The sequence below is a fragment of the Stenotrophomonas sp. VV52 genome, assembly GCF_002893095.1.
Taxonomy (GTDB): domain Bacteria; phylum Pseudomonadota; class Gammaproteobacteria; order Xanthomonadales; family Xanthomonadaceae; genus Stenotrophomonas; species Stenotrophomonas aracearum.
On the sequence record NZ_PKQQ01000010.1, the window covers coordinates 133,364 to 156,509 of the forward strand.

At 67.0% G+C, this 23,146-nt stretch carries 20 protein-coding genes; 5 read left to right on the forward strand and 15 right to left on the reverse strand.

Annotated features, from left to right (window positions below; genetic code table 11):
- The first annotated feature begins 103 nt into the window (after positions 1-103).
- Positions 104-748 carry a DUF937 domain-containing protein gene (locus tag C2U58_RS15920; RefSeq protein WP_102946749.1) on the forward strand — a complete coding sequence of 215 codons (645 nt, stop codon included), beginning with the start codon at positions 104-106 and terminating at the stop codon, positions 746-748.
- Positions 749-917: 169 nt separating this feature from the next.
- On the forward strand, positions 918-3,155 hold the full coding sequence (katG, locus tag C2U58_RS15925; RefSeq protein ID WP_102946750.1) for a catalase/peroxidase HPI: 2,238 nt from the start codon (positions 918-920) through the stop codon (positions 3,153-3,155).
- A 70-nt stretch (positions 3,156-3,225) separates the two neighbouring features.
- On the opposite strand, the gene C2U58_RS15930 is transcribed toward katG, so the two are convergent.
- Together C2U58_RS15930 and C2U58_RS15935 are read right to left on the reverse strand one after the other, a co-directional pair.
- A complete protein-coding gene (locus C2U58_RS15930) occupies positions 3,226-3,633 on the reverse strand; it encodes a S4 domain-containing protein (protein ID WP_102946751.1) in 408 nt (135 codons plus the stop codon).
- 10 nt (positions 3,634-3,643) lie between these two features.
- A complete protein-coding gene (locus tag C2U58_RS15935; RefSeq protein WP_102946752.1) occupies positions 3,644-3,862 on the reverse strand; it encodes a hypothetical protein in 219 nt (72 codons plus the stop codon).
- 124 nt (positions 3,863-3,986) lie between these two features.
- Between C2U58_RS15935 and C2U58_RS15940 the strand changes: the two genes are divergently transcribed.
- On the forward strand, positions 3,987-5,432 hold the full coding sequence (locus C2U58_RS15940) for an MATE family efflux transporter (protein WP_102946753.1): 1,446 nt from the start codon (positions 3,987-3,989) through the stop codon (positions 5,430-5,432).
- 65 nt (positions 5,433-5,497) lie between these two features.
- Here the strand turns inward: C2U58_RS15940 and rplS are convergent, their stop codons facing one another.
- From rplS to ffh, 7 genes are all read right to left on the reverse strand, one after another.
- Positions 5,498-5,902, reverse strand: coding sequence for a 50S ribosomal protein L19 (gene rplS / locus C2U58_RS15945; RefSeq protein ID WP_070209559.1), 405 nt, complete (start codon positions 5,900-5,902; stop codon positions 5,498-5,500).
- A 156-nt stretch (positions 5,903-6,058) separates the two neighbouring features.
- Positions 6,059-6,808 carry a tRNA (guanosine(37)-N1)-methyltransferase TrmD gene (trmD, locus tag C2U58_RS15950; RefSeq protein WP_102946754.1) on the reverse strand — a complete coding sequence of 250 codons (750 nt, stop codon included), beginning with the start codon at positions 6,806-6,808 and terminating at the stop codon, positions 6,059-6,061.
- A 3-nt stretch (positions 6,809-6,811) separates the two neighbouring features.
- Positions 6,812-7,324, reverse strand: a complete 513-nt coding sequence (gene rimM / locus C2U58_RS15955) for a ribosome maturation factor RimM (RefSeq protein ID WP_102946755.1) — start codon at positions 7,322-7,324, stop codon at positions 6,812-6,814.
- Between the two features lie 42 nt (positions 7,325-7,366).
- Positions 7,367-7,627: a 30S ribosomal protein S16 gene (rpsP, locus tag C2U58_RS15960; RefSeq protein ID WP_070208354.1), complete on the reverse strand. Its 261-nt coding sequence runs from the start codon at positions 7,625-7,627 to the stop codon at positions 7,367-7,369.
- Positions 7,628-7,846: 219 nt separating this feature from the next.
- On the reverse strand, positions 7,847-8,629 hold the full coding sequence (locus C2U58_RS15965; protein ID WP_102946756.1) for an aminotransferase class IV family protein: 783 nt from the start codon (positions 8,627-8,629) through the stop codon (positions 7,847-7,849).
- The gene (locus tag C2U58_RS15970; protein WP_253256768.1) at positions 8,626-9,621 is read right to left on the reverse strand and encodes a nitronate monooxygenase; all 996 of its coding nucleotides are present in this window, start codon (positions 9,619-9,621) and stop codon (positions 8,626-8,628) included. Before C2U58_RS15970 ends, C2U58_RS15965 begins: the two co-directional genes overlap by 4 nt.
- Positions 9,622-9,695: 74 nt before the next feature.
- Complete coding sequence (ffh, locus tag C2U58_RS15975) at positions 9,696-11,084, reverse strand: signal recognition particle protein (RefSeq protein ID WP_102946758.1); 1,389 nt, start codon at positions 11,082-11,084, stop codon at positions 9,696-9,698.
- A 97-nt stretch (positions 11,085-11,181) separates the two neighbouring features.
- Between ffh and ccsA the strand changes: the two genes are divergently transcribed.
- The gene (gene ccsA / locus C2U58_RS15980; protein WP_102946759.1) at positions 11,182-11,976 is read left to right on the forward strand and encodes a cytochrome c biogenesis protein CcsA; all 795 of its coding nucleotides are present in this window, start codon (positions 11,182-11,184) and stop codon (positions 11,974-11,976) included.
- Positions 11,977-11,996: 20 nt separating this feature from the next.
- Here ccsA and C2U58_RS15985 read toward each other — a convergent pair whose 3' ends face one another.
- The 3 genes from C2U58_RS15985 to radA are packed head-to-tail and all read right to left on the reverse strand — an operon-like array spanning position 11,997 to position 17,626.
- Positions 11,997-14,297, reverse strand: a complete 2,301-nt coding sequence (locus tag C2U58_RS15985; RefSeq protein WP_102946760.1) for a hypothetical protein — start codon at positions 14,295-14,297, stop codon at positions 11,997-11,999.
- 40 nt (positions 14,298-14,337) lie between these two features.
- Positions 14,338-16,194, reverse strand: coding sequence for an ATP-binding protein (locus C2U58_RS15990; RefSeq protein WP_102946761.1), 1,857 nt, complete (start codon positions 16,192-16,194; stop codon positions 14,338-14,340).
- A 55-nt stretch (positions 16,195-16,249) separates the two neighbouring features.
- Positions 16,250-17,626, reverse strand: coding sequence for a DNA repair protein RadA (gene radA, locus C2U58_RS15995; RefSeq protein ID WP_102946762.1), 1,377 nt, complete (start codon positions 17,624-17,626; stop codon positions 16,250-16,252).
- A gap of 169 nt (positions 17,627-17,795) precedes the next feature.
- On the opposite strand from radA, the gene C2U58_RS16000 reads away from it, so the two are divergent.
- The gene (locus C2U58_RS16000) at positions 17,796-19,853 is read left to right on the forward strand and encodes a bifunctional diguanylate cyclase/phosphodiesterase (RefSeq protein WP_102946763.1); all 2,058 of its coding nucleotides are present in this window, start codon (positions 17,796-17,798) and stop codon (positions 19,851-19,853) included.
- Positions 19,854-20,157: 304 nt separating this feature from the next.
- Here C2U58_RS16000 and cyoD read toward each other — a convergent pair whose 3' ends face one another.
- From cyoD to cyoB, 3 genes are read right to left on the reverse strand one after another with little or no spacing between them, the layout of a single operon-like run.
- Positions 20,158-20,505, reverse strand: coding sequence for a cytochrome o ubiquinol oxidase subunit IV (cyoD, locus tag C2U58_RS16005; RefSeq protein WP_102946764.1), 348 nt, complete (start codon positions 20,503-20,505; stop codon positions 20,158-20,160).
- Positions 20,505-21,146 (reverse strand): cytochrome o ubiquinol oxidase subunit III, encoded by a 642-nt coding sequence (gene cyoC / locus C2U58_RS16010; RefSeq protein ID WP_070208362.1) that lies wholly within the window; start codon positions 21,144-21,146, stop codon positions 20,505-20,507. The genes cyoD and cyoC overlap by 1 nt, the downstream gene beginning before the upstream one ends.
- Positions 21,143-23,140 carry a cytochrome o ubiquinol oxidase subunit I gene (gene cyoB / locus C2U58_RS16015; RefSeq protein ID WP_102946791.1) on the reverse strand — a complete coding sequence of 666 codons (1,998 nt, stop codon included), beginning with the start codon at positions 23,138-23,140 and terminating at the stop codon, positions 21,143-21,145. Before cyoB ends, cyoC begins: the two co-directional genes overlap by 4 nt.
- Positions 23,141-23,146 lie beyond the last annotated feature (6 nt).

The following is a 23,146-nucleotide window of genomic DNA, read 5'->3' on the forward strand; positions in this document are numbered from 1 at the left end:
CGGCCGGATCCGACCCTGCGTGGGCCGGCCAACGGCCGGCGCTACCAAGGCGATGCCCACCCCCGACGTGAAGCCTTCGCATGCCCTTCGTGCAGGCGGCGTTATGCTCCGGCCGTCCCATCCCGGGGCAAAGGAGTCGGTCGTGAATGCGAATTCGCTAACTCAAGCTCTTTTCTCGCAATTGCAGCAAGGCCAAGGCCTGCAGCAGGTTTCCCAGCAGTTGGGCCTGGAACCGCAGCAGGCCTCTTCGGCCATCAGTGCAGCCGTTCCACTGCTGTTGGGTGCACTTGGTACCAATGCCAGCCAGCCACAGGGCGCCCAGTCCCTGCTCAACGCCCTGCAGAAGGACCATCTCGGCGGCGGCGGTGGCGCAGGCGGCCTGGACATTGGCGGCATCCTCGGCGCCGTGCTCGGCGGCGGCGGTAGCGGCGCCACCAACGGGGCCGGCATCCTGGGTCACATGTTCGGCGGGCAGACCTCCCAGGCGGCCCAGCTGCTCGGCCAGAAGACCGGCCTGGACAGCGGACGGTCCACCCAACTGCTGGCCGTGCTGGCACCCATTGTGATGTCGTTCCTGGCCCAGCGCTTCGCCCAGCAGGGCAATGCCGGTGAACTCAGCCAGGCCCTGGGTGCCGAAACGCCTGCTTCCGCCAGTGGCGGCATCGGCGGGCTGCTCAACGCCTTCGACCAGGATGGCGATGGCAAATTTGGCGCGAGCGACGTAGTGGGCATGCTCTTCAAGCGCTGACCCGGTCGCCGGTTCCCTTGGCCGGCGCCCTTTTGATAGATCACGACTATCGATTCCTTAGTTTCAATCAAATTTACCGATAGCAACGCCTTGCATAGGGTAGATGGGCTGCCCTTGCATGCACCGCGGGGCCCCTCCCACATTCGCCAGTCCACAGGTACAACCACCCATGAAAAGCGAAGCGAAGTGCCCGTTCAACCACGCCCTCGTCGGCGACGCCACCACCAACCGCGACTGGTGGCCCAACCAGCTGCGCGTGGACCTGCTCAACCAGCATTCCTCCCGTTCGCACCCGCTGGATGCGGACTTCGACTACCCCAAGGCCTTCGCCGGGCTGGACTACGCCGCACTCAAGGCCGACCTGACCGCGCTGATGACCGACTCGCAGGACTGGTGGCCGGCCGACTTCGGCCATTACGGCGGCCTGTTCGTGCGCATGGCCTGGCACAGCGCTGGCACCTACCGCATCGGTGACGGACGCGGCGGCGGCGGCCGTGGCCAGCAGCGCTTCGCCCCGCTCAACAGCTGGCCGGACAACGTCAGCCTGGACAAGGCGCGCCGCCTGCTGTGGCCGATCAAGCAGAAGTACGGCCAGGCCATTTCCTGGTCCGACCTGCTGATCCTTACCGGCAACGTCGCGCTGGAATCGATGGGCTTCAAGACGCTGGGCTTCGCCGGCGGCCGCCCGGATACCTGGGAACCAGACCAGGACGTGTACTGGGGCCGCGAGACCACCTGGCTCGGTGGCGACGTGCGCTATGCGCATGGCTCCGAAGGCGTGGTCGAGGACCACGGCGTGCTGGTCTCCGATGACGACGCCGACGGCGACATCCACTCGCGCAAGCTGGAAAACCCGCTCGCAGCCGTGCAGATGGGCCTGATCTACGTGAACCCGGAAGGCCCGGACGGCAACCCCGACCCCATCAAGGCTGCCATCGACATCCGCGACACCTTCGGCCGCATGGCGATGGACGACGAGGAAACCGTCGCACTGATCGCAGGCGGCCACAGTTTCGGCAAGACCCACGGCGCCGGTCCGGCCGACAACGTGGACGTGGAACCGGAAGCGGCCGGCCTGGAACACCAGGGCCTGGGCTGGGCCAACAAATTCCGCAGCGGAAAGGGCGGCGACACCATCACCAGCGGCCTGGAGGTCACCTGGACGCGCACCCCGGCGCAGTGGAGCCATGATTTCTTCGAGATCCTGTTTGGCAACGAATGGGAACTGACCAAGAGCCCGGCCGGTGCGCACCAGTGGGTGGCCAAGAATGCGGAGGCTGTGATTCCCGACGCGCATGATCCGTCGAAGAAGCACCGCCCGACCATGCTCACCACCGACCTGTCGCTGCGCCTGGATCCGGCCTACGAGAAAATCTCGCGCAATTTCCTGGAAAATCCGCAGGCGTTCGCCGACGCGTTCGCCCGCGCGTGGTTCAAGCTGACCCACCGCGACATGGGGCCGCGTGCGCGCTACCTCGGCCCGGAAGTGCCAGCCGAAACCTTCATCTGGCAGGACCCGGTGCCGGACGCGCCGAAGGCGCAGATCAGCAGCAACGATGTGACCGCGCTCAAGCAGCAGATCGCAGCCGCCGGGCTGAGCGTGGCCGAACTGGTGTCCACCGCGTGGGCCTCGGCATCCACCTTCCGCGGTTCGGACAAGCGCGGTGGCGCCAACGGGGCGCGCATCCGCCTGGCCCCGCAGAAGGACTGGGCGGTGAACCAGCCCAAGCAGCTGGCCAAGGTGCTGGCCGCGCTGGAGAAGATCCAGGCCGGCTTCAAGGGCGACGGTGGCGCGCAGGTGTCGCTGGCCGACCTGATCGTACTGGCCGGTGCGGTGGGTGTGGAGCAGGCGGCCAAGGCCGGTGGCCACACGGTCAACGTGCCGTTCACGCCGGGCCGCACTGACGCGAGCCAGGAGCAGACCGATGTGGAATCGTTCGCGGTGCTGGAGCCGTATGCCGATGGATTCCGCAACTACACCAAGGGGCGCTATGCGGTGCCTGCCGAGGCACTGCTGATCGACCGCGCGCAACTGCTGACCCTGACCGGGCCGGAGCTGACCGCACTGGTCGGTGGCCTGCGCGTACTGGGGGCGAACGTCGATGGCAGCACCGAAGGCGTGCTGACCGAACGCCCGGGCACGTTGAGCAACGACTTCTTCGTCAACCTGCTGGACATGGGTACCGAGTGGAAGGCCAGCGGTGATGGATACGTCGGCAGCACCCGCAGCAGCGGCACGAAGCGCTGGACCGGCAGCCGGGCGGACCTGGTCTTCGGCTCCAATTCGGTGCTGCGTGCGGTGGCCGAGGTGTACGCCAGCGCCGACGGCGAGAAGAAGTTCGTGCAGGACTTCGTGGCCGCCTGGGCACGGGTGATGGAGCTGGACCGGTACGACCTGCACCGGTGAGGGATCAGGAGAGGTCCGCAGGGTGCGGGCCTCTCCGGTAGCGCCGGCCGTTGGCCGGCCCTCGCGATGCCTACAACGCGTCGAGGTCCCCCAGCGCACGGATCAACCGCCGCGCACGCTTGTCGGGGCGATGCTCCGGCGGCTGGTAACCATTCCGCGCCGCCGCACGCTGCGCCCTGGCTTCAGCACGGCGTGCCAGCGACGCTTCGCTTTCCGCATACAACTGCTGCGCCACCGGCGCCGGGCCGCGCAGGTCGCTCAGGCCGCGTACCTGCACTTCATACACTTCATCGCCGCGGCTGATCTGCAGCTGCTCGCCCACGCACACCGCGCGCGAGCATTTCGGGCGTTGCCCCGCCACGTCGACCTTGCCGGTTTCCACCGCCTGCTTGGCCAGGCTGCGGGTCTTGAAGAAGCGCGCCGCCCACAGCCACACATCCAGGCGGACACTCGGTTCGGGCACGAAAACGTCGGTCATCGGTGAATCGCTACTCCGTTCGTTTGTTCAGCGGCATCGGTTGGGACGGGTCGGTGCGGCAGCCGGTACCGCCGATCAGGGTGGGCACCCCGGCATTCAAATCCTGGCGCTGGCTGCCCACGTTGCACTCGGGGCGGTCGGTAGGCCGGACCTGGGTATCGCGCATGCGGTCTGTACTCGAACATGCGGGCAGTGCAGCGGCTATCAAGAGCAGCAGCGCCGCCGCCATGAATCGGTCAGGTTGTGCGAGGAGCCGGCCGGCGGCCGGCACTACAGGGCTTCTATGCATGGCGATATCCCACTGACGGGCTTGGTGCTAGTGTGCCGCTGTCCGGACCTGATCTCCATAGCACATGGCCAAAGCGCCGCTTGACCTGACCACCGGCCCGATCGGGCGCAACCTGTTCCTGTTCGCCCTGCCGATCCTGGCCGGCAACATCGCCCAGTCATTGAACGGCTCGGTGAATGCGGTCTGGGTGGGCCGCTTCCTTGGCGAGGCGGCGCTGACCGCGACCGCCAACGCCAACAACATCATGTTCTTCCTGATCGGCTCGGTGTTCGGCATCGGCATGGCCGCCACCATCCTGATCGGCCAGGCGATGGGGGCGCGCAACATCGACCAGGCCCGACGGGTGATGGGCACCAGCGCCACCTTCTTCATCGGCCTGTCGGTGGTGATCGCCGTCGCCGGCTGGTGGCTGTCGCACCCGCTGCTGGCGGCGATGGGCACGCCCGCGGCGTCGCTGCCGCTGGCCGAGGCCTACCTGCGCATCATCTTCCTGGCGATGCCCACGCTGTATGCGTTCGCCTTCCTCAGTTCGGCGCTGCGCGGCGTGGGCGATTCGCGCACGCCGTTCCGCTTCCTGCTGCTGTCGGTGGTGCTGGACATCGTCTTCAACCCGCTGCTGATCTTCGGCATCGGTCCGTTCCCGCAGCTGGGCATTGCCGGTGCGGCGTGGGCCACGCTGATCGCGCAGACGCTGTCGCTGGTCGGCCTGCTCTGGTACATGCGCAACAAGCGCCACGTGCTGTGGCTGGGGCGCAAGGACATGGCGCTTTTCAGGATCGATACCGAGATCCTGCGCGCGCTGGTGGTCAAGGGCGTGCCGATGGGCCTTCAGATGGTGCTGATCTCGCTGTCGATGATCATGATGATGACCATGGTCAACAGCTACGGGACCGACACCGCCGCGGCCTATGGCGCTTCGCTGCAGCTGTGGACCTACGTGCAGATGCCGGCGATGGCGATCGGCGCGGCGTGCTCGTCGATGGCGGCGCAGAACGTGGGCGCGGGCAACTGGTCACGCGTGCGTGGCACTGCGCGCAGCGGGGTGATGTACAACTTCCTGCTGACCGGCGTGCTGATCCTGCCGTTGATCCTGCTCGACCGGTACACGCTCGCCCTGTTCCTGCCCAGCGGCAGCGAAGCGCTGGACGTGGCGCGCCATCTGAACCACATCGCAGTGTGGTCGTTCCTGTTTTTCGGCGTGAACTTCGTGATTTCCGGCGTGGTGCGATCGACCGGCGCGGTGATTCCGCCGCTGCTGATCCTGGCCGCGTCGTTGTGGGGCATCCGCGTGCCGTTTGCCGAGCTGCTGCAGGACCGCTGGGGGGCCGATGCAGTGTGGTGGAGCTTCCCGATCAGTTCGTTCTGCGCGATGCTGATGTCGCTGGCGTACTACCGCTGGGGCGGCTGGCGCAAGGCGACGATGTTGCCGACGCACCGGGAAGAGATGGCGGTGCCGGCAGAGATTCCGGCCGCGCCGCCGTCGCCTGTGGCGGATCCTGATCCGCGGTAGAAACAAAAACGGCCACCTTGCGGTGGCCGTTTCGTTGACGCGATACCCGAAGGTGCCGGTCGGAATTACTGGTTCTTGGCAGCCAGGCGGGCGGCCTTGGCCTGCGCAGCGGCAGCCAGATCTTCCTTGATGCGGGCAGCCTTGCCTTCCAGGCCACGCAGGTAGTACAGCTTGCCGGCGCGGACCTTACCACGACGCTTCACTTCGACCGAGTCGATGATGGCGCTGTGGGTCTGGAAGACGCGCTCGACGCCGTAGCCGTGCGAGATCTTGCGGACGGTGAACGCGGAGTTCAGGCCGGCGTTCTTGGTGCCGATGACAACGCCTTCGTACGCCTGGACGCGTTCGCGGTTGCCTTCCTTCACCTTCACGTTGACGACGACGGTGTCACCCTGGCTGAACTTCGGCAGCTCGCGCGTGATCTGGGCGGATTCGAAATCCGAGAGGATGGTCTTGTTCAGCTTGCTCATGGGTGCACCGATAGTGTTCGGGTGGTCGTGTCGTTTTGACAACGTGGGCTCATGCAGTCACCGGACTGTGCTGCACGTTTTTTGTTGGGTTTCCGGCATCGGGCCCGGTAAGGCCTGATGGGAATCCGCGATTCTAGCGTATTTGGGCGCCCCGCGCTACGGGGACTCGTGCTCGGCCTTGGCCTGGTCCAGCAGCTTGCGGTCGGCCTTGGACAGGGCGGACTCGTCCAGCAGGTCCGGGCGGCGCAGCCAGGTCCGCAGCAGCGACTGCTGGCGGCGCCAGTTGGCGATGGCGGCGTGGTTGCCGGAGCGCAGCACGTCCGGGACATCGCCCCATTCATGGTGTGCCGGCTGGCTGAAGTGCGGGCAGTCCAGCAGCCCCTGCGGGCCTTCGAAACTGTCCTGGGCGGCCGATTCGACGTCGTTCAGGGCGCCTTCCTGCAGCCGGGTCACCGCGTCCACGATCACCGCCGCGCCCAGCTCACCGCCGGACAGCACGTAGTCGCCGATCGAGATTTCCTCGGTCACTTCCGCTGCCAGGAACCGTTCGTCCACCCCCTCATAGCGGCCGCACAGCAGGATCATGCGCGGCAGCGCGGCCAGTTCGCGGACCTTGGCCTGGGTCAGCGGCTTGCCCTGCGGGCTGAGGTAGATCACCGGCGCCGGCGCCGGGTCGGCCGCCTTGGCGGCCGCCAGGCAGGCGCGCAGCGGTTCGATCAGCATCACCATGCCCGGGCCACCGCCGAACGGACGGTCGTCCACCCGGCGATAGTTGCCCTCGGCGTAGTCACGCGGATTCCAACCATGCAGGTCGAGCAGGCCGCGCTCGGCCGCACGGCCGACCACGCCCAGCGCGGCCGACTGCGCCATGAATTCCGGGAACAGGGTGATGACGTCAATGCGCATCGATCAGAACTCCGGGTCCCAATCGACGACGACCAGATTGGCCTCGAAATCCACCGACACCACGAAGTCCGGCTGCACGAACGGAATCATCCGCTCACGGTCGCCCTGCACCACCAGCACGTCGTTGGAGCCGGTCGAGAACAGGTGCGAGACCCGGCCCAGTTCGACGCCTTCAACGGTACGCACCTGCAGGCCTTCCAGGTCGACCCAGTAATACTCGTCGGCCTTCGGCGGCGGCAGCGCGCTGCGTGCTACATAGACTTCGGTTCCGAACATCGACTCGACCACGTCGCGGTCGGTGACATCGGGAAACACCGCCACAAGATGCTTGCCGGACTGGCGTCCACGCGCGCCCTTGAGGGTGCTTTCCTGGCCGGCGGGTGACCGCAGGATCCAGGGCTGATAGTTGAAGATGGCGGTACGCGGCTCGGTCCAGGACTCGAGCTTTATCTCGCCTCGCACACCAAAAGCGCCGACAATCCTGCCCAGCAGGATGCGGCGCTCGGTATCTTTCATCTGCGTATGCCGACGGGCCGCGCCAGGCGCGGCCCTTCAGGATCAGGCCGCGACGGCCTGGGCCTTGGTCGCTTCCTTGTACAGGTTGCGGACCTTGTCGGTCATCTGGGCGCCGTTGGCGACCCATGCGTCGACCTTCGGCAGGTCCAGCACGATGCGGGACTCGGCACCCTGGGCAACCGGGTTGTAGTAGCCAACGCGCTCGATGTTGCGGCCGTCGCGCGCGCTGCGCGAGTCGGTCACGATGATGTGGTAGAACGGACGCTTCTTGGCGCCGCCGCGGGTCAGTCGAATCTTGACCATGGTGGTATTTCCTCTATTGCCCAGTCGCCAGGATGGCGCGGTAAGCCGGCGATTATAGCGGCGGGGGCTGGGCATTCCAAGCCCGACGGTGGCGGCGAACCTGAATGGGGAGTTGCCGGCGCCGCCTCGACCGGCCAATGGCCGGCGTAGCGACACGCCGCGCGTGTCCCGCGGGAACCGGTTCCGTTCGGGATTGCGCGGGACACGCATGGCGTGTCTCTACAGAGCTGCCCAGGCCTCAGCGGCAAGGATTTCCGCCGCCCGCCGCGACAGCGCCTCCGACTCGGCAAACCGGTACCCGTCGATGCCCGCGATCGGCCAGACGCCGGTGGCGTTGAGGCCTATCGCCGCGTCGAACCCACCCAGCTGATCCAATCCTACCGGCGCCAGCTGCGGTTCCCCACCCCACCCCGCCTGCAGCAGCCGCTCGTGCGTACCCCGCAACGCCGGCGCCTGCGGCCACACCAGTTCGCCGCCGCGCGCAAAGGCCACGTTCCAGGTGCTGCCTTCACTGATCCTGCCGTGCGCGTCCACGAACAAGGCGTCATCGAAACCGTCCTGCATCGCCTGCCGACGGTGCTGGAACAGCGCGAACGTGCCCACGTGTTTGAGGTGCGGCAGGTCGCGCTGATACACCACGCTGCGCACGCGCTTCGGCGTGCCCGGCATGGATGCCGGCGCCGCCACGGACACCAGCACATCCACCGGCACCGCCTTCAGCGGCTGGCGGAAATCGAACGCGCGCGAGAACACGGTGACCCGCACCGACGCATCGGACACTCCTTCGGCCTGCAGCGCCGCCGCGATCCACGCCTGCACCCGGGTGCCATCCAGCGCGGTGCCAAACAATTCCTCCGTTCCCTGCCGCAGTCTGCGCAGATGCAGGTCCAACCCCTGCACTGCAGCCCCCCGCACCTGCAGCGAGGTGAAGTGGCCGTAATTGACCAGTGCAGCCGCGAGGTCCGCAGCAGTCGCAGGGTGCCCGTTGCAGTACACGCTCATCCGAGCAGCTCGCGCGCGTCGGCCCACAGTGACTGCAGCACGTCGGCCGCAGGACGCTCCGGCGCCATCCAGGCCGACTGCCCCGCCCACGCCTGCATCGCATCGATGCGGTGCTCACGAGTGGCCTGCGCGCGCATCGGCGCGGTCAGCCCGCGCTGCACCGGATAAGGCCGCGGTGGCGGCGCGGCGGGATCGGCCGCAGCACGCACATAGGCCGTGGCCAGGCCACGACCGAGTCGGCCGCTGAAGGCGCGCGTCGGCCAGGTGTCTTCCGGTTCGGCTGCTGCCAGTGCCTGCGACCAGGCGGGATCGATCGCGCATTCGGGCGTGCGCAGGAACGCGGTGCCGACCTGGACCGCGCTGGCACCCAGCATCAGGGCGGCCGCCACGCCGCGCCCGTCGGCAATGCCACCGGCGGCGATCACCGGCACCTGTAGGCGGTCGGCCAGGCGCGGCACCAGGGCGAACAGCCCGACAAGCTGGCGCTCGGCGGCTGCCGGGTCGAACGCGCCACGGTGACCACCGGCCTCGAAGCCCTGCGCGACCACCGCATCGGCACCGGCCGCTTCGGCGGCCAGCGCTTCAGCCAGTGTGGTGGCACAGGCGAACCAGGCAATGCCGGCGTCCTTCAGGCGCTGCACCTGGGTCTCGGAGAACACGCCCATGATGGTCGATGCCACCGCCGGGCGCGCCGCGATCAGTGCGTCGAACTGCGCATCGAAATCGGCCGGACCGCCGTCGGCCGCCTCGGCCGGCACCTCCGGCCCCCACTGCGCGAGAAACGCGCGGCTGGCCGCTTCGGCAGCGGCATCGCGCAGCGGCGCGTCGTCGGGAATCCACACGTTGACCTGGGCCGGGCCGCTGGAATGGGCGCGGAACGCGTCCATCCACGCCACGATGTCATGCGGCTGCGACAGCACTGCGCCCATTGCGCCCATGCTGCCCTGATTGGCCAGCGTGGCCGAGAGCGGGACCGGGCAGGCGCCCGCCATCGGGGCCAGCAGGATCGGGGCCTGCAATGAAAAACGCCGACAGAAACTGTCGGCGCGTTCGAGGATTCGCGGGTTCACCGGAACGGCAAACCGCCGCGGCCGCCCATGGCGCCCATCATGCCCTTCATGCCCTTCATGCTGCGCATCATGCCCTTCATGCCGCCGCCGGCCATCTTGCTCATCATCTTTTCCATCTGCTGATACTGCTTCATCAGCTTGTTGACGTCGGCCGGGGTCAGGCCGGAACCGCGTGCGATGCGGGCGCGGCGCGAGCCGTTGAGCAGGCCCGGATTGCGGCGCTCCTTCTTGGTCATCGAATTGATGATGGCGATCATGCGCGGCACTTCCTTGCCCTGGCTGACCTGCTGCTTGAGGTGCTCGGGGATCTGGCCCAGGCCGGGCAGCTTGTCCATCAGGCCGCCGATGCCGCCCATGTTCTGCATCTGCTCGAGCTGGTCGCGCATGTCGTTCAGGTCGAACTTCTTGCCCTTGGCGACCTTCTCGGCGAGCTTCTGCGCCTTGTCCTTGTCGACCTGCTGCTCGACCTGCTCCACCAGCGACAGCACGTCGCCCATGTCCAGGATGCGGCTGGCGATACGGTCCGGGTGGAACACGTCCAGGCCATCCGGCTTTTCGCTGACGCCGACGAACTTGATCGGCTTGCCGGTGATGTAGCGCACGCTCAGCGCGGCACCGCCACGGGCGTCACCGTCGGTCTTGGTCAGCACCACGCCGGTCAGCGGCAGCGCCTCGCCGAAGGCCTTGGCGGTGTTGGCCGCGTCCTGGCCGGTCATGGCGTCGACCACGAACAGGGTTTCGGCCGGGTTGACCGCCGCGTGCAGGGCCTTGATCTCGGCCATCATCGCGTCGTCGATGGCCAGGCGGCCGGCGGTATCGACCAGCAGCACGTCCACGAACGACTTGCGCGCATCGTCAATCGCCGCGCGCACGATGGCTTCCGGCTTCTGGTCGGCGCTGGAGGGGAAGAACAGCACGCCGACCTGGTCGGCCAGGGTCTTGAGCTGCTCGATCGCGGCCGGACGGTAGACGTCGGCCGACACCACCATCACCTTCTTCTTGCGCTTGTCCTTCAGGTGCTTGGCGAGCTTGCCCACCGTGGTGGTCTTGCCCGCACCCTGCAGGCCGGCCATCAGGATGATCGCCGGGGCCGGCACGTTGAGGTTCAGGTCCGAGGCGGACGAGCCCATCACCGCGGTCAGTTCGTCGCGGACGATCTTGATCAGCGCCTGGCCGGGGGTCAGCGACTTGAGCACTTCCTGGCCGACCGCGCGCACCTTGATGCGCTCGACCAGCGCCTGCACGACCGGCAGGGCGACGTCGGCTTCCAGCAGCGCGATGCGGACCTCGCGGGTGGCCTCGCGGATGTTTTCCTCGGTGAGGCGACCGCGGCCACGCAGCCGCTCGATGGTGCCGGAGAGGCGCTGGGTCAGGGACTCGAACATGGAGGCAACCTGTTCAGAACGAAAGACAAAGAGACCCACAGTATAGCCGGTCGCCGGGCCCGGCCCGGGGCCACGCGTTGTATGAGAAACTGGCACGATGACAATCGTTCTCATCGCCACCCTGCTCTACCTGACCGCCACCGGCCTGCTGGTGCGCGCGGTGGTGCGCGATGACGCCGCCGCCTCCCCGGGCTGGCTGTGGCCGGCGATCCCGGCGATGGTCCTGCACGGCAGCTACCACGCGCTGGTGGCCATCCGCACCAGCGGGGGGCCGGACATGCACTTCTTCGCGGCGCTGTCGCTGGTCGGGCTGGGCATGGCCTGGCTGACCTCGCTGGTGGCCGCGCGCGGGCGCATGGCGACGCTGGGCGTACTGGTGTTCCCGATGGCGGCGGTGCTGCTGTGCGCGTACCACGCCTATGGCCACGCGCCGAGCAAGCCGCTGGGCTGGCAGTTGGCCACCCACGCCTGGATGGCGCTGCTGGCCTACGCCACGCTGAGCGTGGCCGCGCTGCTGGCGATCATGCTGTGGCTGCAGGAACGCGCCCTGCGCCGTCGCGACTTCCGGCCCTGGCTGCGTGCGCTGCCGCCGCTGGCGGACCTGGAGTCGCTGCTGTTCCGGGTGATCGGCGCGGGCTTCGCGCTACTGACCCTGACCCTGGTCACCGGGGTGCTGTTCGTGGACGACCTGCTGGCGCAGAAGCTGGTGCACAAGACCGTGCTGAGCGTGCTCTCGTGGATCGTGTTCGGCGTGCTGCTGATCGGCCGCCGCCGTTACGGCTGGCGCGGCGCCAAGGCCGTGCATTGGACGCTGACGGCGATGGCGCTGCTGTTGCTGGCGTTTTTTGGCAGCCAGTTTGCGATCGAGCTGGTGTTCGGGCGCTCCCGCTAGCCGGTTGCGCCCTTTGGGCCCTACAGACCGTACCGCTCAATGACATCCAGATGTGGCTGTTCGTCCTGATCGCACGACTCCGCCAAGCGCAGCCAGCACATGCGGTGAGGCCAGCCAGCAGTGGCTTCGAGCAGGAAGCGATGCAGCACCAGCGGTAGCTGCCCGCGCGGCTGGGCGACGGTGAACAGAACGCCCGGCAGCGCAACGTCGCCAGCCTGCGTGTCGACCACCTCGTAATCGTCCCGGTTATGGGTCCACAGCTTCCAGCCCTGGGCCGCAACGGCCTCGGAGAATGCGTTCCACGCCTCTTCGCCGGGATGCACGCCGTCCACCAGCCAGCTGGTTGCGTAGCCGCCCTCTTCCAGCAGGTGGATTTCAGGATAGGTCGGCATGAAATGCCTGCGTTCGTCCTCATCTTCCGGCGCCGGGTAGACCAGCGCTGCGTCGAAGACGACCCAGTCGCCGACCCGCTGGCGGCGGTTGGACGGTGCGTTTTCCACGATCCGGGCCGTGACCGGGCCGGTGCGGCGTGCGTAGTATTCGATCGGATCGTTCGGGTCGATGGAGCGGATGATCACGGTGCCCCAGGCCTCCTCGACCACACCTTCGCTGCCCTCCAGTGCCATGCCAAGCGCGGCGGCCGACGCGCGTACGGCGTCCCAATCGCGGGCGGCGCTGGCGGCGGTCATGTGGTCCCAGTACGCACTGCGCGGCGCATCCGTCGCTTCTATGAGCAGACGATAGTGGGCGGCGGCGTCCTGGAAACGGCCCATCGACATCAGCGCCCCGGCCAGCAGGCTGCGCGCCTCCTGCGCGTCGGGCGACAGCGCAAGCAGCGCCGTACAGGCCTGCTCCACTGCCGTCCAGTCAGACAGCTTGTGCGCCATCCGGGCATGACACCACAGCGCGAACGCTGGCACCTGCCGTTGGTAGTGCCGCACCAGCCGGTCGAGCCCGACCTGGTCGCCGCGCTCCACCAGCATGCGCGCCAGGGAATACGCCGGGGCGCCATCCTGGTGCGGATGGCGCTCGACAAAGGCCCATAGCAGTGCGAGCGCTTGCTCCCCGGCACCACAGGCAGCCAGTGCCGAGGCCGCCATGTCCAGAAGCGCGGCATCCTCCGGCCGTTCCTGCGTAGCCTGCAGAAGCCACTGCGCCTCGCGTTCCGGGTCACGCCCGCTTCCGTCCTGCCCTGCCAGCCACTCCAGAAGCAGCTCGGCGGGCACCGGCGCGGAGGCCGCAGCCGGAGCGGCGTCGATCTCCGCCGCCATCGCCGCCACCGCCTGCGCAGCACCTCGGTCCTGTCGCAACCGGGTCACGTGCTCACGGGCGAGCGCCAGATGGCGTCGTGCACTCCACGGCGCGCCACGCTGCAGCGCCATCTCCACGCACAGGCCCGCGATTTCCACCACCATTCGGTGCGCGCCGACCTGGGCGAAGTGCGCCAGGGTCAGGCTGAGCCGGCGCCCCAGGTCCCAGCTGTTGCGCTCGGGTGCCCTGCGTACCAGCAGGGCCACCGTGTGCGCCCACATGCGGCGGTAGTTGGGCGACAACTGCGCCCAAGGCACCATCGCCTGCAACGCTTCGTCGTCGCGGCCCAGCTGCGCCAGCGCCCACGCGCGCGACTGCCGGCGTGGCACGCTGCAGTTGGCCGGTTCGTCGTAGTCGCCTGCGTCCACCTCGCCCTGGCGCTGGTCGATCAACGCCAGCGCCTCGGCGGCGCGACCACTTCCAAGCAGGATCTTCACGCGCATCTCCGGAAAGCTGTCGTCGACCGTGCCGCCGTGGGCAAGCACTGCGCTGGCCTGGGCATCCAGGTAATCCAGCGCCCCCTGGCTGTTGCCGTCGTCCATCATCGCGTCCGCCCGCTCGCAGCTCAGGCACTGGTAACAGGCCCAGCCCGGGTCGATCCGCGCCAGCGTTTCGTCGCACACCTCGATGCGTTCGGACACCCACCCCGGTCCGTCGATATTGCCGTAACAGGCGGCCAGGTCCTGGGTGACACACACCGACTGGGGACACTCCACGGTATCGGGGCGATGGGCACGTTCGAACAACGCAACGGTATCGCCCAAGGCCGCCTCGCCCTCGAGGCGATTGCCTACCCGGTTGCGCAGTTCCCAATGGCCCACGAATACCTCCACCCAGGGATTGGCCAGCGTCTTGCCGAGCGCGCGCGCTTCCGGCAGCAGCGCATCCACGCGGTCCATGCGCAGCTCGCAGACCTCATCGGTCAAGCGCGTCAGCAACTGCGCGCCCTGTGCCTGTCCTGCCTCGTCGAGGTCGTCCTGAAGCTTCCCCACCCAGTTCCAGATATCCACGCGTTGCCGTCCTGTGTTGCGTATCGTTGCAATGTAAGTTTCAGCGCGCCTGCAGCATCTGCTGCACCGCATCGGCAATGCCGCCGAATGCTCGATTGAGATCACCACTGGCCACGCCGTCGTCCTGCGCGCGCCCCTGCGCGCCGAGGATGACCTTCACCGAGCGCAGCAGGCGCGCAGCCGCAGCCGCCTGCGGGTGGTCGGCGCGCATTGCGGCCAGCAGCGCGCGCACGGCCGGATTGTCCAGGTTGAGGTACAGGCGCGTGGGTGACCGCGCGGTAATCCGGGCGGTGAACTGGCGCGCCAAGCGCACCGCGGCCGTCGAGACGCGCTTGTTGTTTTCGTCGTCTTCCAGGCGGCGCTTCAGCTCGGCATCGCGATCAGGCACCACCACCACCGGCAGCTCGAGCGGGCTGAAGTGCGCGGGCAGCAGCTGCTCACCGTCGCCCAGGTGCGTCTGCAACCAGTCGAGCTCCACCTCTGGCAGGGTGTCGGTACGGAACAGCGCCCGGTTTCCCTGTTCGGTGCCCAGCTCTACCAGGCGAACGCCCTTGGCCTGGGCCCAGCGGCGCAGGAAAGGCACCACCGCATAGCGGTTGCCATGCGCCACCGGTACACCCATCGCACGGAACAGCATTTCCTCGAAACCGCCGCCGCTGTCCAGGATCACGTGGACCGCGCCCCCCGACCTCAGCTCACCGGCCTTGACATCGCCGTGCGAGCTGGGGATGCGTACGTGCTCGAGCAGCAGCGAAAACAGGCGCTCATCGCAGAGTGATGCGCCCAGCAGCGCTTCATTGTGCCGCGCCAGTATCCGGCGCCAGGCCTCGGGCTGCTGCATGGCGATGCCTGCCAGCCCGTCGATCAGCGCTTCCGACAAGGCGTGCTGGACCGCGTGGTAGATGTCATCGCGCTGCAGATCTTCGCGGCTGGCGGTGGGCGTCAGTCGGGCGGACTCCATGACGCCGCCGATGAAGCCGGCCCAGGGCGGCAGGAGATCGCGCGCATCGTCGTCCAGCAGCATCCCGCGCACGAAAACCGACAGGTTGCGGTTGTCGCTGGTGCCGTAGGTTGCGCCATCCTGTACCCATAGCAGCCCCACCGCGTCGCTCTGAACTCCGGCACCCAGCGGCATGCAGGCAATGGGTTCGAAACTGCGCTCGAACTGCGCGGCAAACTCCAGCGCGCGGCGCTGCGCCTGCAGTGGGTGCAGTGCGACCCCCGCCCGTGGGCGCCAGGGCGGCGGCTCGGGATTGACCGCGCGCGGGTCCTGGCCGATGTGGATCGGTTCGCCCAGCAACGCGCAGTAGCGTGCCAGGATGTCGCGCAGCCTGGACTCCTGCGCGAGATGGGCGTAGCCGGGATGCAGTTCCAGCACCACCTCGGTGCCGACCGCGCGGGCCGGCATGGGCGACACCGTGTACTGCTCCGCATTGCTGGAGACATAGCAGTGGCCCAGCGCGGGCTGCTGGTAGGACGTGGTGCGCACGGTCACCCGACGCGCCAGTACGAACGCGGAAAGGAACCCCAGCCCGAACATGCCGATCAACCCTTCGTCGTCGGCGCCCGCCTGGCGCAGGCCGCGCGTATAGCCCACGCCCACCGTAGCCAGGTAATCGTGGATCTCCTGCTGGGTCAGGCCCGCACCGGTATCGATGATGCGCACGATGCCGTTGGCCGCGTCGCCGCGCACCTCGATCCGGCCCGCCTCCTGCCAGCCGGGCTGCTCCAGGCGCCGCCGCAGCAGCGAATCGTGCGCGTTCTGCACCAGTTCGCGCAACGCCACCACGGGGGTGGAATACAGGTGCTTGCCAAGGACCGTCATCAATCCATTGAGGTCGACCCCTGCGCGGCGGATCTCGCTGGGGCCGGTCACATCCAGGGCGTCGTCTTGCATGCAGTCGTTTTCGTGGGATCCAGTAGCGGAAAACTAGCACAGCAGGGCGACGGATTCAGATCGCGTCGATGGCCTCTGACAGACGCTCGACCGCGATTACTTCCATGCCTTTCACGCTGCCGGTCTTCGGCGCGTTTGCCTTGGGCACGATGGCGCGCTTGAAGCCATGCGTGGCGGCTTCGCGCAGGCGGTCTTCGCCGTTGGGGACCGGGCGGATCTCGCCGGACAGGCCGACTTCGCCGAAGGCAATCGTCTTCTCGGCCAGCGGCCGGTCCTGCAGCGAGGACAGCACCGCCAGCAGCACCGGCAGGTCCACGGCGGTTTCCTGCACGCGGATGCCGCCCACCACGTTGACGAACACGTCCTGGTCGCCGACCAGCACCCCGCCGTGGCGGTGCAGTACCGCCAGCAGCATGGCCAAGCGGTTCTGTTCCAGGCCCACCGCCACGCGGCGCGGGTTGGACAGCGGCGAGGCGTCCACCAGTGCCTGCACCTCCACCAGCAGCGGGCGGGTGCCTTCGCGGGTGACCATCACGCAGCTGCCCGGCTGACGGGTGCTGCCGCCGGAGAGGAAGATCGCCGAAGGGTTGGAGACTTCCTTCAGGCCCTTCTCGCCCATCGCGAACACGCCCAGCTCGTTGACCGCACCGAAGCGGTTCTTGAAGGCGCGCAGCAGGCGGAAGCGGCTGCCGCTCTCGCCTTCGAAGTACAGCACCGCGTCCACCATGTGCTCGAGCACGCGCGGGCCGGCGATGCCGCCCTCCTTGGTCACGTGTCCAACCAGGAACACGGCGGTGCCGGTTTCCTTGGCAAACCGCACCAGCCGCGCCGCACTCTCGCGGACCTGGCTCACCGAGCCCGGCGCAGCAGTGAGCGATTCGGTCCACAGCGTCTGCACCGAATCGGCCACGATCAACTTCGGCTTGGCCGCACTCGCATGCTGCAGGATCGCCTCGACCTGGGTTTCGGCCAGCGCGTGGACGTTGTCCAGCGGCAGGTCCAGGCGCACTGCGCGGCCGGCCACCTGCGACAGCGACTCCTCGCCGGTGATGTACAGCACCGGCAACCCGGCCGCCATCTTCGCCACCGCCTGCAGCAGCAGGGTCGACTTGCCGATGCCCGGGTCGCCGCCAACCAGCACCACCGCGCCTTCGACCAGGCCGCCGCCGAGCACCCGGTCGAACTCGCCGATGCCGGTGCTCACGCGCAGGTGTTCGGTCTGCTGCACGTCCTTGAGCGCCATGATCTTCGGTGCATCGACCTTGCCGGCCCAGCCCGAGCGGCGCGCGGCTGGCGACTTGGCAGCCGCCGCGCTTTCCAGCGTGATTTCGCTCAGCACGTTCCAGGCGCCGCACTCGGTGCACTGGCCCTGCCACTTGCTGTATTCCGCGCCGCACTCGGTGCACACGTAGGCGGTAAGCCGCTTGGCCATGTCAATTCCAATTCATTCTCTGTCGGGCAGGATAGCCGAGCCGCGTCGCAGCAACCGAGACGTGCGCCCAACCGCCGGCTGAACGCCCCCGCTCAATCTTCCGCTGCCATGGCCGATACCGTGGCGGGCGCCCGCGCCTTTCCTTCCCCATGTCCCCCCAGGCTTCTCCATGACCGGCACCTACAGCCAGAGTCTCGTCGTTTTCTCGCTGCTGGTTGCAATCCTCGCCTCGTACACGGCGCTGGACATGGCCGGCCGCCTGGCCAGCACCGAAGGCCGCGTGGCGCGCTGGTGGCTGGCCGGTGGGGCCGCCGCCATGGGCCTGGGCATCTGGTCCATGCACTTCGTGGGCATGCTGGCCTTCCACCTGCCCATTCCGGTCGGCTACGACCTGGCCATTACCCTGTACTCGCTGGCGGCGTCGGTCGGCGCCTCGGCCTACGCGCTCTGGCTGGTCTCGCACGCCGCACTGCCGTGGCCACGGCTCATAGCAGGCGCGGTGTTGATGGGGCTTGGAATCGCCTGCATGCACTACCTCGGCATGGCCGCCATGCGCATGGAACCGGGCATCGAGTATGACCCGTGGTGGTTCGCCGCTTCGCTCCTGATTGCCATCGTTGCGGCCGGCGCGGCCCTGTGGATCGCCTTCCGCCTGCGCACCGAAACGCGCCGCCCGATGCTGCTGCGCGGGCTGGCCTCGCTGGTGATGGGATTGGCCATCGTCGGCATGCACTACACCGGCATGGCCGCAGCCCACTTCCCCGAAGGCAGCATCTGCGGCGCCGTCTACGCCGACGGCCTGGATACCAAATGGCTGGCGGTGCTGGTCATCGTCACTACCCTGGGCACGCTGGGCATCGCGCTGATCGCCTCGCTGTTCGACCGCCAGATGCGCACCCGCACCGGCATGCTGGCCGAGTCGCTGGCCCAGGCCAACGAGAAGCTCATGCAGGCCGCCCTGCACGACCCGCTGACCCAGCTGCCCAACCGCATGCTGCTGCAGGACCGGATCGAGCAGACCATCGAGAAGGCCAAGCGCCGCAACTTCAGCTTCGCGGTGATGTTCTGCGACCTCGACGGATTCAAGGCGGTCAACGACGCCTACGGCCACCAGACCGGCGACAAACTGCTGATCCAGGTCAGCGAACGGGTGAAGGGGCTGCTGCGCGGCCACGACACCTTCGCGCGGCTGGGCGGCGACGAGTTCGTCATCGTGATCCAGCTGGACGTGCCGGAAGATGCGGCCGAAATCGCCGAGCGCATCATCGCTACGGTGGGCGAGCCGTTCGAGATCGACGGCGTGGAGCTGCAGGTCACCGCCAGCCTGGGCATCGCGATGTACCCAACCGACGCCACCACCGAGCGCGAGCTGATGGCGCATGCCGACGCGGCCATGTACCACACCAAGGACTCGGGCCGGAACGGGCATACGTTCTTCACCGAAGCCATGCACGTCAGCGCCAACCGCCAGCTCAAGCTGCTGCAGGAGCTGCGCCGCGCGATGCAGCGCGAGGAGATGGTGCTGCACTACCAGCCCAAGTTCCGTGCCGACGGCGGCGGCGTGATCGGGGCGGAAGCCTTGGTGCGCTGGCAGCATCCGGGTCTGGGCTTGCTGGGCCCGGACACCTTCATTCCCATCGCCGAGCGCAGCGGCTTGATCCTGCAGCTGGGCGACTGGGTGCTGGACCAGGCCTGCGCGCAGCTGCGGCAGTGGCACGACGCCGGGCATCCGGAGTGGTCGATGGCGGTGAACCTTTCGCCGCTGCAGTTCGCCTCGACCAATCTGCTCGAAACGGTGAAGACCACGCTCGAAAAGCATGCGTTGGCGCCGCATTTCCTCACCCTGGAAGTGACCGAAACCACGGCGATGCAGGACGTGGAAGCGAGCCTGCAGATCCTGCATGGCCTGACCGAGATGGGGGTGAAGATCTCCATCGACGACTTCGGTACCGGCTATTCCAGCCTGCTCTACCTCAAGCGCATGCCGGCCACCGAACTGAAGATTGACCGCGCGTTCGTGCGCGAGCTGGAAGAGAACGCCGAAGATGCGGCGATCGTTTCCTCGATCGTCGCACTGGGCCGCTCGCTGCAGCTGCAGATCGTGGCCGAGGGCGTGGAGACCGCCGGGCAACGCGCGTACCTCAACGAGCTGGGCTGCGACCTGCTGCAGGGGTATCACCTGGGCAAGCCGGTAGACGCCGAGGAGTTCCTGCGCAACGCCGCGTGATGCGGTGGCGGAACCTGCGCCCGGGGACGCGGGGTGTTGCTGGGATACGCCCTTCGGTAGGGTCGGTTCCCAAACGACCGCCGATAACGGTGCCACGTCCGTTGACGCATGACCTCCAAACGAAGGCGCGTTTCCGTCACAGGTCATGCGTTACCGGACGGTGATGCGTTATCGGCGGCCGTTTGGGAACCGGCCCTACCGAGGGTCGCCATTCCAATGTTGGCGTTGGCCGGTTCGAACCACTATCCAAACAAAAAGGCCGCCCTTCCGGGCGGCCTTTCTGCTTGCGCGACATCCGAAGATGTCAATGCATCATGTGCACGTTCATGTTGTGCATGACCCACAGCGTGCCGGCGACGATGATGCCGATCACCACGACGGTGAAGGCCGCCGCACTGACGTTCCAGCGCTGTTCCGACGAGCGGTTCAGGTGCAGGAAGAACACCAGGTGCACGAAGATCTGCAGGATCGCGGCAACGATGATGATCACACCGGTGGTGAACACCGGCAGGCCGCCCTTCATCACTGCCCAGAACGGGATGATGGTGAGCACCGCCGCCAACAGGAAACCGACCAGGTACGACTTGACGCTGCCGTGGCTCTCGCCAGCGGCGCCGTGGCCGTGGTCGTGTGCGTGATTGTCATGTGCCATTACAGCGCTCCCTTCAGGTAGACGACGGAGAACACGCCGATCCAGATCAGGTCCAGGAAGTGCCAGAACAGGCTCAGGCACGCCATGCGGGTCTTGTTGGTCGGGGTCAGGCCGTTCTGCTTGATCTGGATGAACATGATCAGCAGCCACAGCAGGCCGGCGCTCACGTGCAGGCCGTGGGTGCCCACCAGCGCGAAGAACGCCGACAGGAACGCACTGTGGTCCGGACCGAAGCCCTCATGGATGAGGTGGTTGAACTCCCACACTTCCATGACCATGAAGCCGAAGCCCAGCAGCCAGGTCAGGCCCAGCCACAGGTACATCTGGCCGACCTTGTGCTTGTGCAGCGCGATCATGCCCAGGCCGAAGGTCAGCGAGGACACCAGCAGCAGCGTGGTTTCCCACGCTACGAAGGTCAGGTCGAACAGGTCCTTCGGACCCGGGCCACCGTTGGTGCCGCCGGCCAGCACGATATAGGTCGCGAACAGGCTGGCGAAGATGAGGCAGTCGCTCATCAGGTACACCCAGAAACCGAAGACGGTGTTCTCGCCGGTGTCGTGGTGTTCGTGGTCGTCATGGCCATGGGCCGCCGCGTGCGCGGCGTGCCCGTGGTTCACGGTGTTGGCGATAGTGCTGCTCATGCCTGCAACTCCGATTTCACCAGACCCTGCGCCTGCAGGTGACGGCGGTGCTCAGTTTCGATGCGCTCCACTTCGGCAGCCGGCACGTAGTAATCCACGTCCTTGTCGAAGGTGCGCCAGATGAAGGTGCCGATCATGCCGACCAGGCCGACGATGGCCAGCCACCAGATGTGCCAGATCATCGCGAAGCCGAACACCAGGCTGAAGGCGCCGATCACCACACCGGTGCCGGTGTTGCGCGGCATGTGGATGTCGGTGTACTTCGCCGGGCGTTCCCACGCCTCACCACGCTGCTTGCGCTCCCAGAAGTCGTCCAGTTCGGTGACCTTGGGCAGCGAGCCGAAGTTGTAGAACGACGGCGGCGAAGAGGTTTCCCACTCCAGCGTACGGGCGTCCCACGGGTCGCCGGTCAGGTCGGCGGTCTTCTTGCGGTCGCGGATCGACACGGCCACCTGGATGATCTGGCACAGGATGCCAGCGCCGATGATCGCGGCACCGAAGGCAGCCACGATCAGGAACGGCTGGTATTCCGGGTTCGGGTAGCTCTGCATGCGACGGGTCATGCCCATGAAGCCGAGCACGTACAGCGGCATGAAGGCCACATAGAAGCCGATGAACCAGCACCAGAAGGCAGCCTTGCCCCAGGTTTCATTGAGGCGGAAGCCGAACATCTTCGGCCACCAGTAGGTGATGCCCGCGAACATGCCGAACACCACGCCGCCGATGATCACGTTATGGAAGTGCGCGATCAGGAACAGGCTGTTGTGCAGCACGAAGTCGATGGCCGGAATGGCCAGCATCACGCCGGTCATGCCGCCGATGGTGAAGGTCACCATGAAGCCGATCGTCCACAGCACCGGGGTGGTGAACTGCACGCGACCGCGGAACATGGTGAACAGCCAGTTGAAGATCTTCACACCGGTCGGGATCGAAATGATCATCGTCGTGATGCCGAAGAAGGCATTGACGTTGGCACCCGAACCCATGGTGAAGAAGTGGTGCAGCCACACGATGAAGGACAGCACGCCGATACAGGCGGTGGCGTACACCATGCCCTTGTAACCGAACAGCGCCTTGCGCGAGTAGGTCGCGATCACTTCCGAGAACACGCCGAAGGCCGGCAGCACCAGGATATAGACTTCCGGGTGACCCCAGATCCAGATCAGGTTGATGTACAGCATGGCGTTGCCGCCACCGTCATTGGTGAAGAAGTGCGTGCCCAGGTAACGATCCAGGGTCAGCAGCACCAGGGTGACGGTCAGCACCGGGAACGCGGCGATGATCAGCACGTTGGTGACCAGCGCGGTCCAGGTGAACACCGGCATGTGCATCAGCTTCATGCCCGGGGTACGCATCTTCAGGATGGTGATGAAGAAGTTGATACCGCTCAGTGTCGTACCCAGGCCTGCAACCTGCAGGCCCCAGATGTAGTAGTCGACGCCGACCCCTGGGCTGTACTCCTTGCCCGACAAGGGCGGGAAGGCCAGCCAGCCGGTCTGCGCGAACTCACCGACACCCAGCGAGATCATCACCAGGCCCGCGCCCGCCACGAACAGCCAGAAGCTGAGCGAGTTGACGAACGGGAAGGCCACGTCGCGTGCGCCGATCTGCAGCGGCACCACGACGTTCATCAGGCCGGTGATCAGCGGCATCGCCACGAAGAAGATCATGATCACGCCGTGGGCGGTGAAGATCTGGTCGTAGTGGTGCGGCGGCAGGAAGCCCTCGGCGCCATTGGCGGCGATGGCCTGCTGGGCACGCATCATGATGGCGTCGGCAAAGCCGCGCAGCAGCATGACGAAGGCGACGATGAGGTACATCACGCCGATCTTCTTGTGGTCGACCGAGGTGAACCACTCTTTCCAGAGATAGCCCCACAGCTTGAACTTGGTGATGACCGCCAGCAGGAGCAGACCACCGATGCCCGCGCCTACCAGCGTGGTCATGATGATCGGGTCGTGCGGGATGTCAGCGAATGTCAGTTTACCCAACAGATTCAT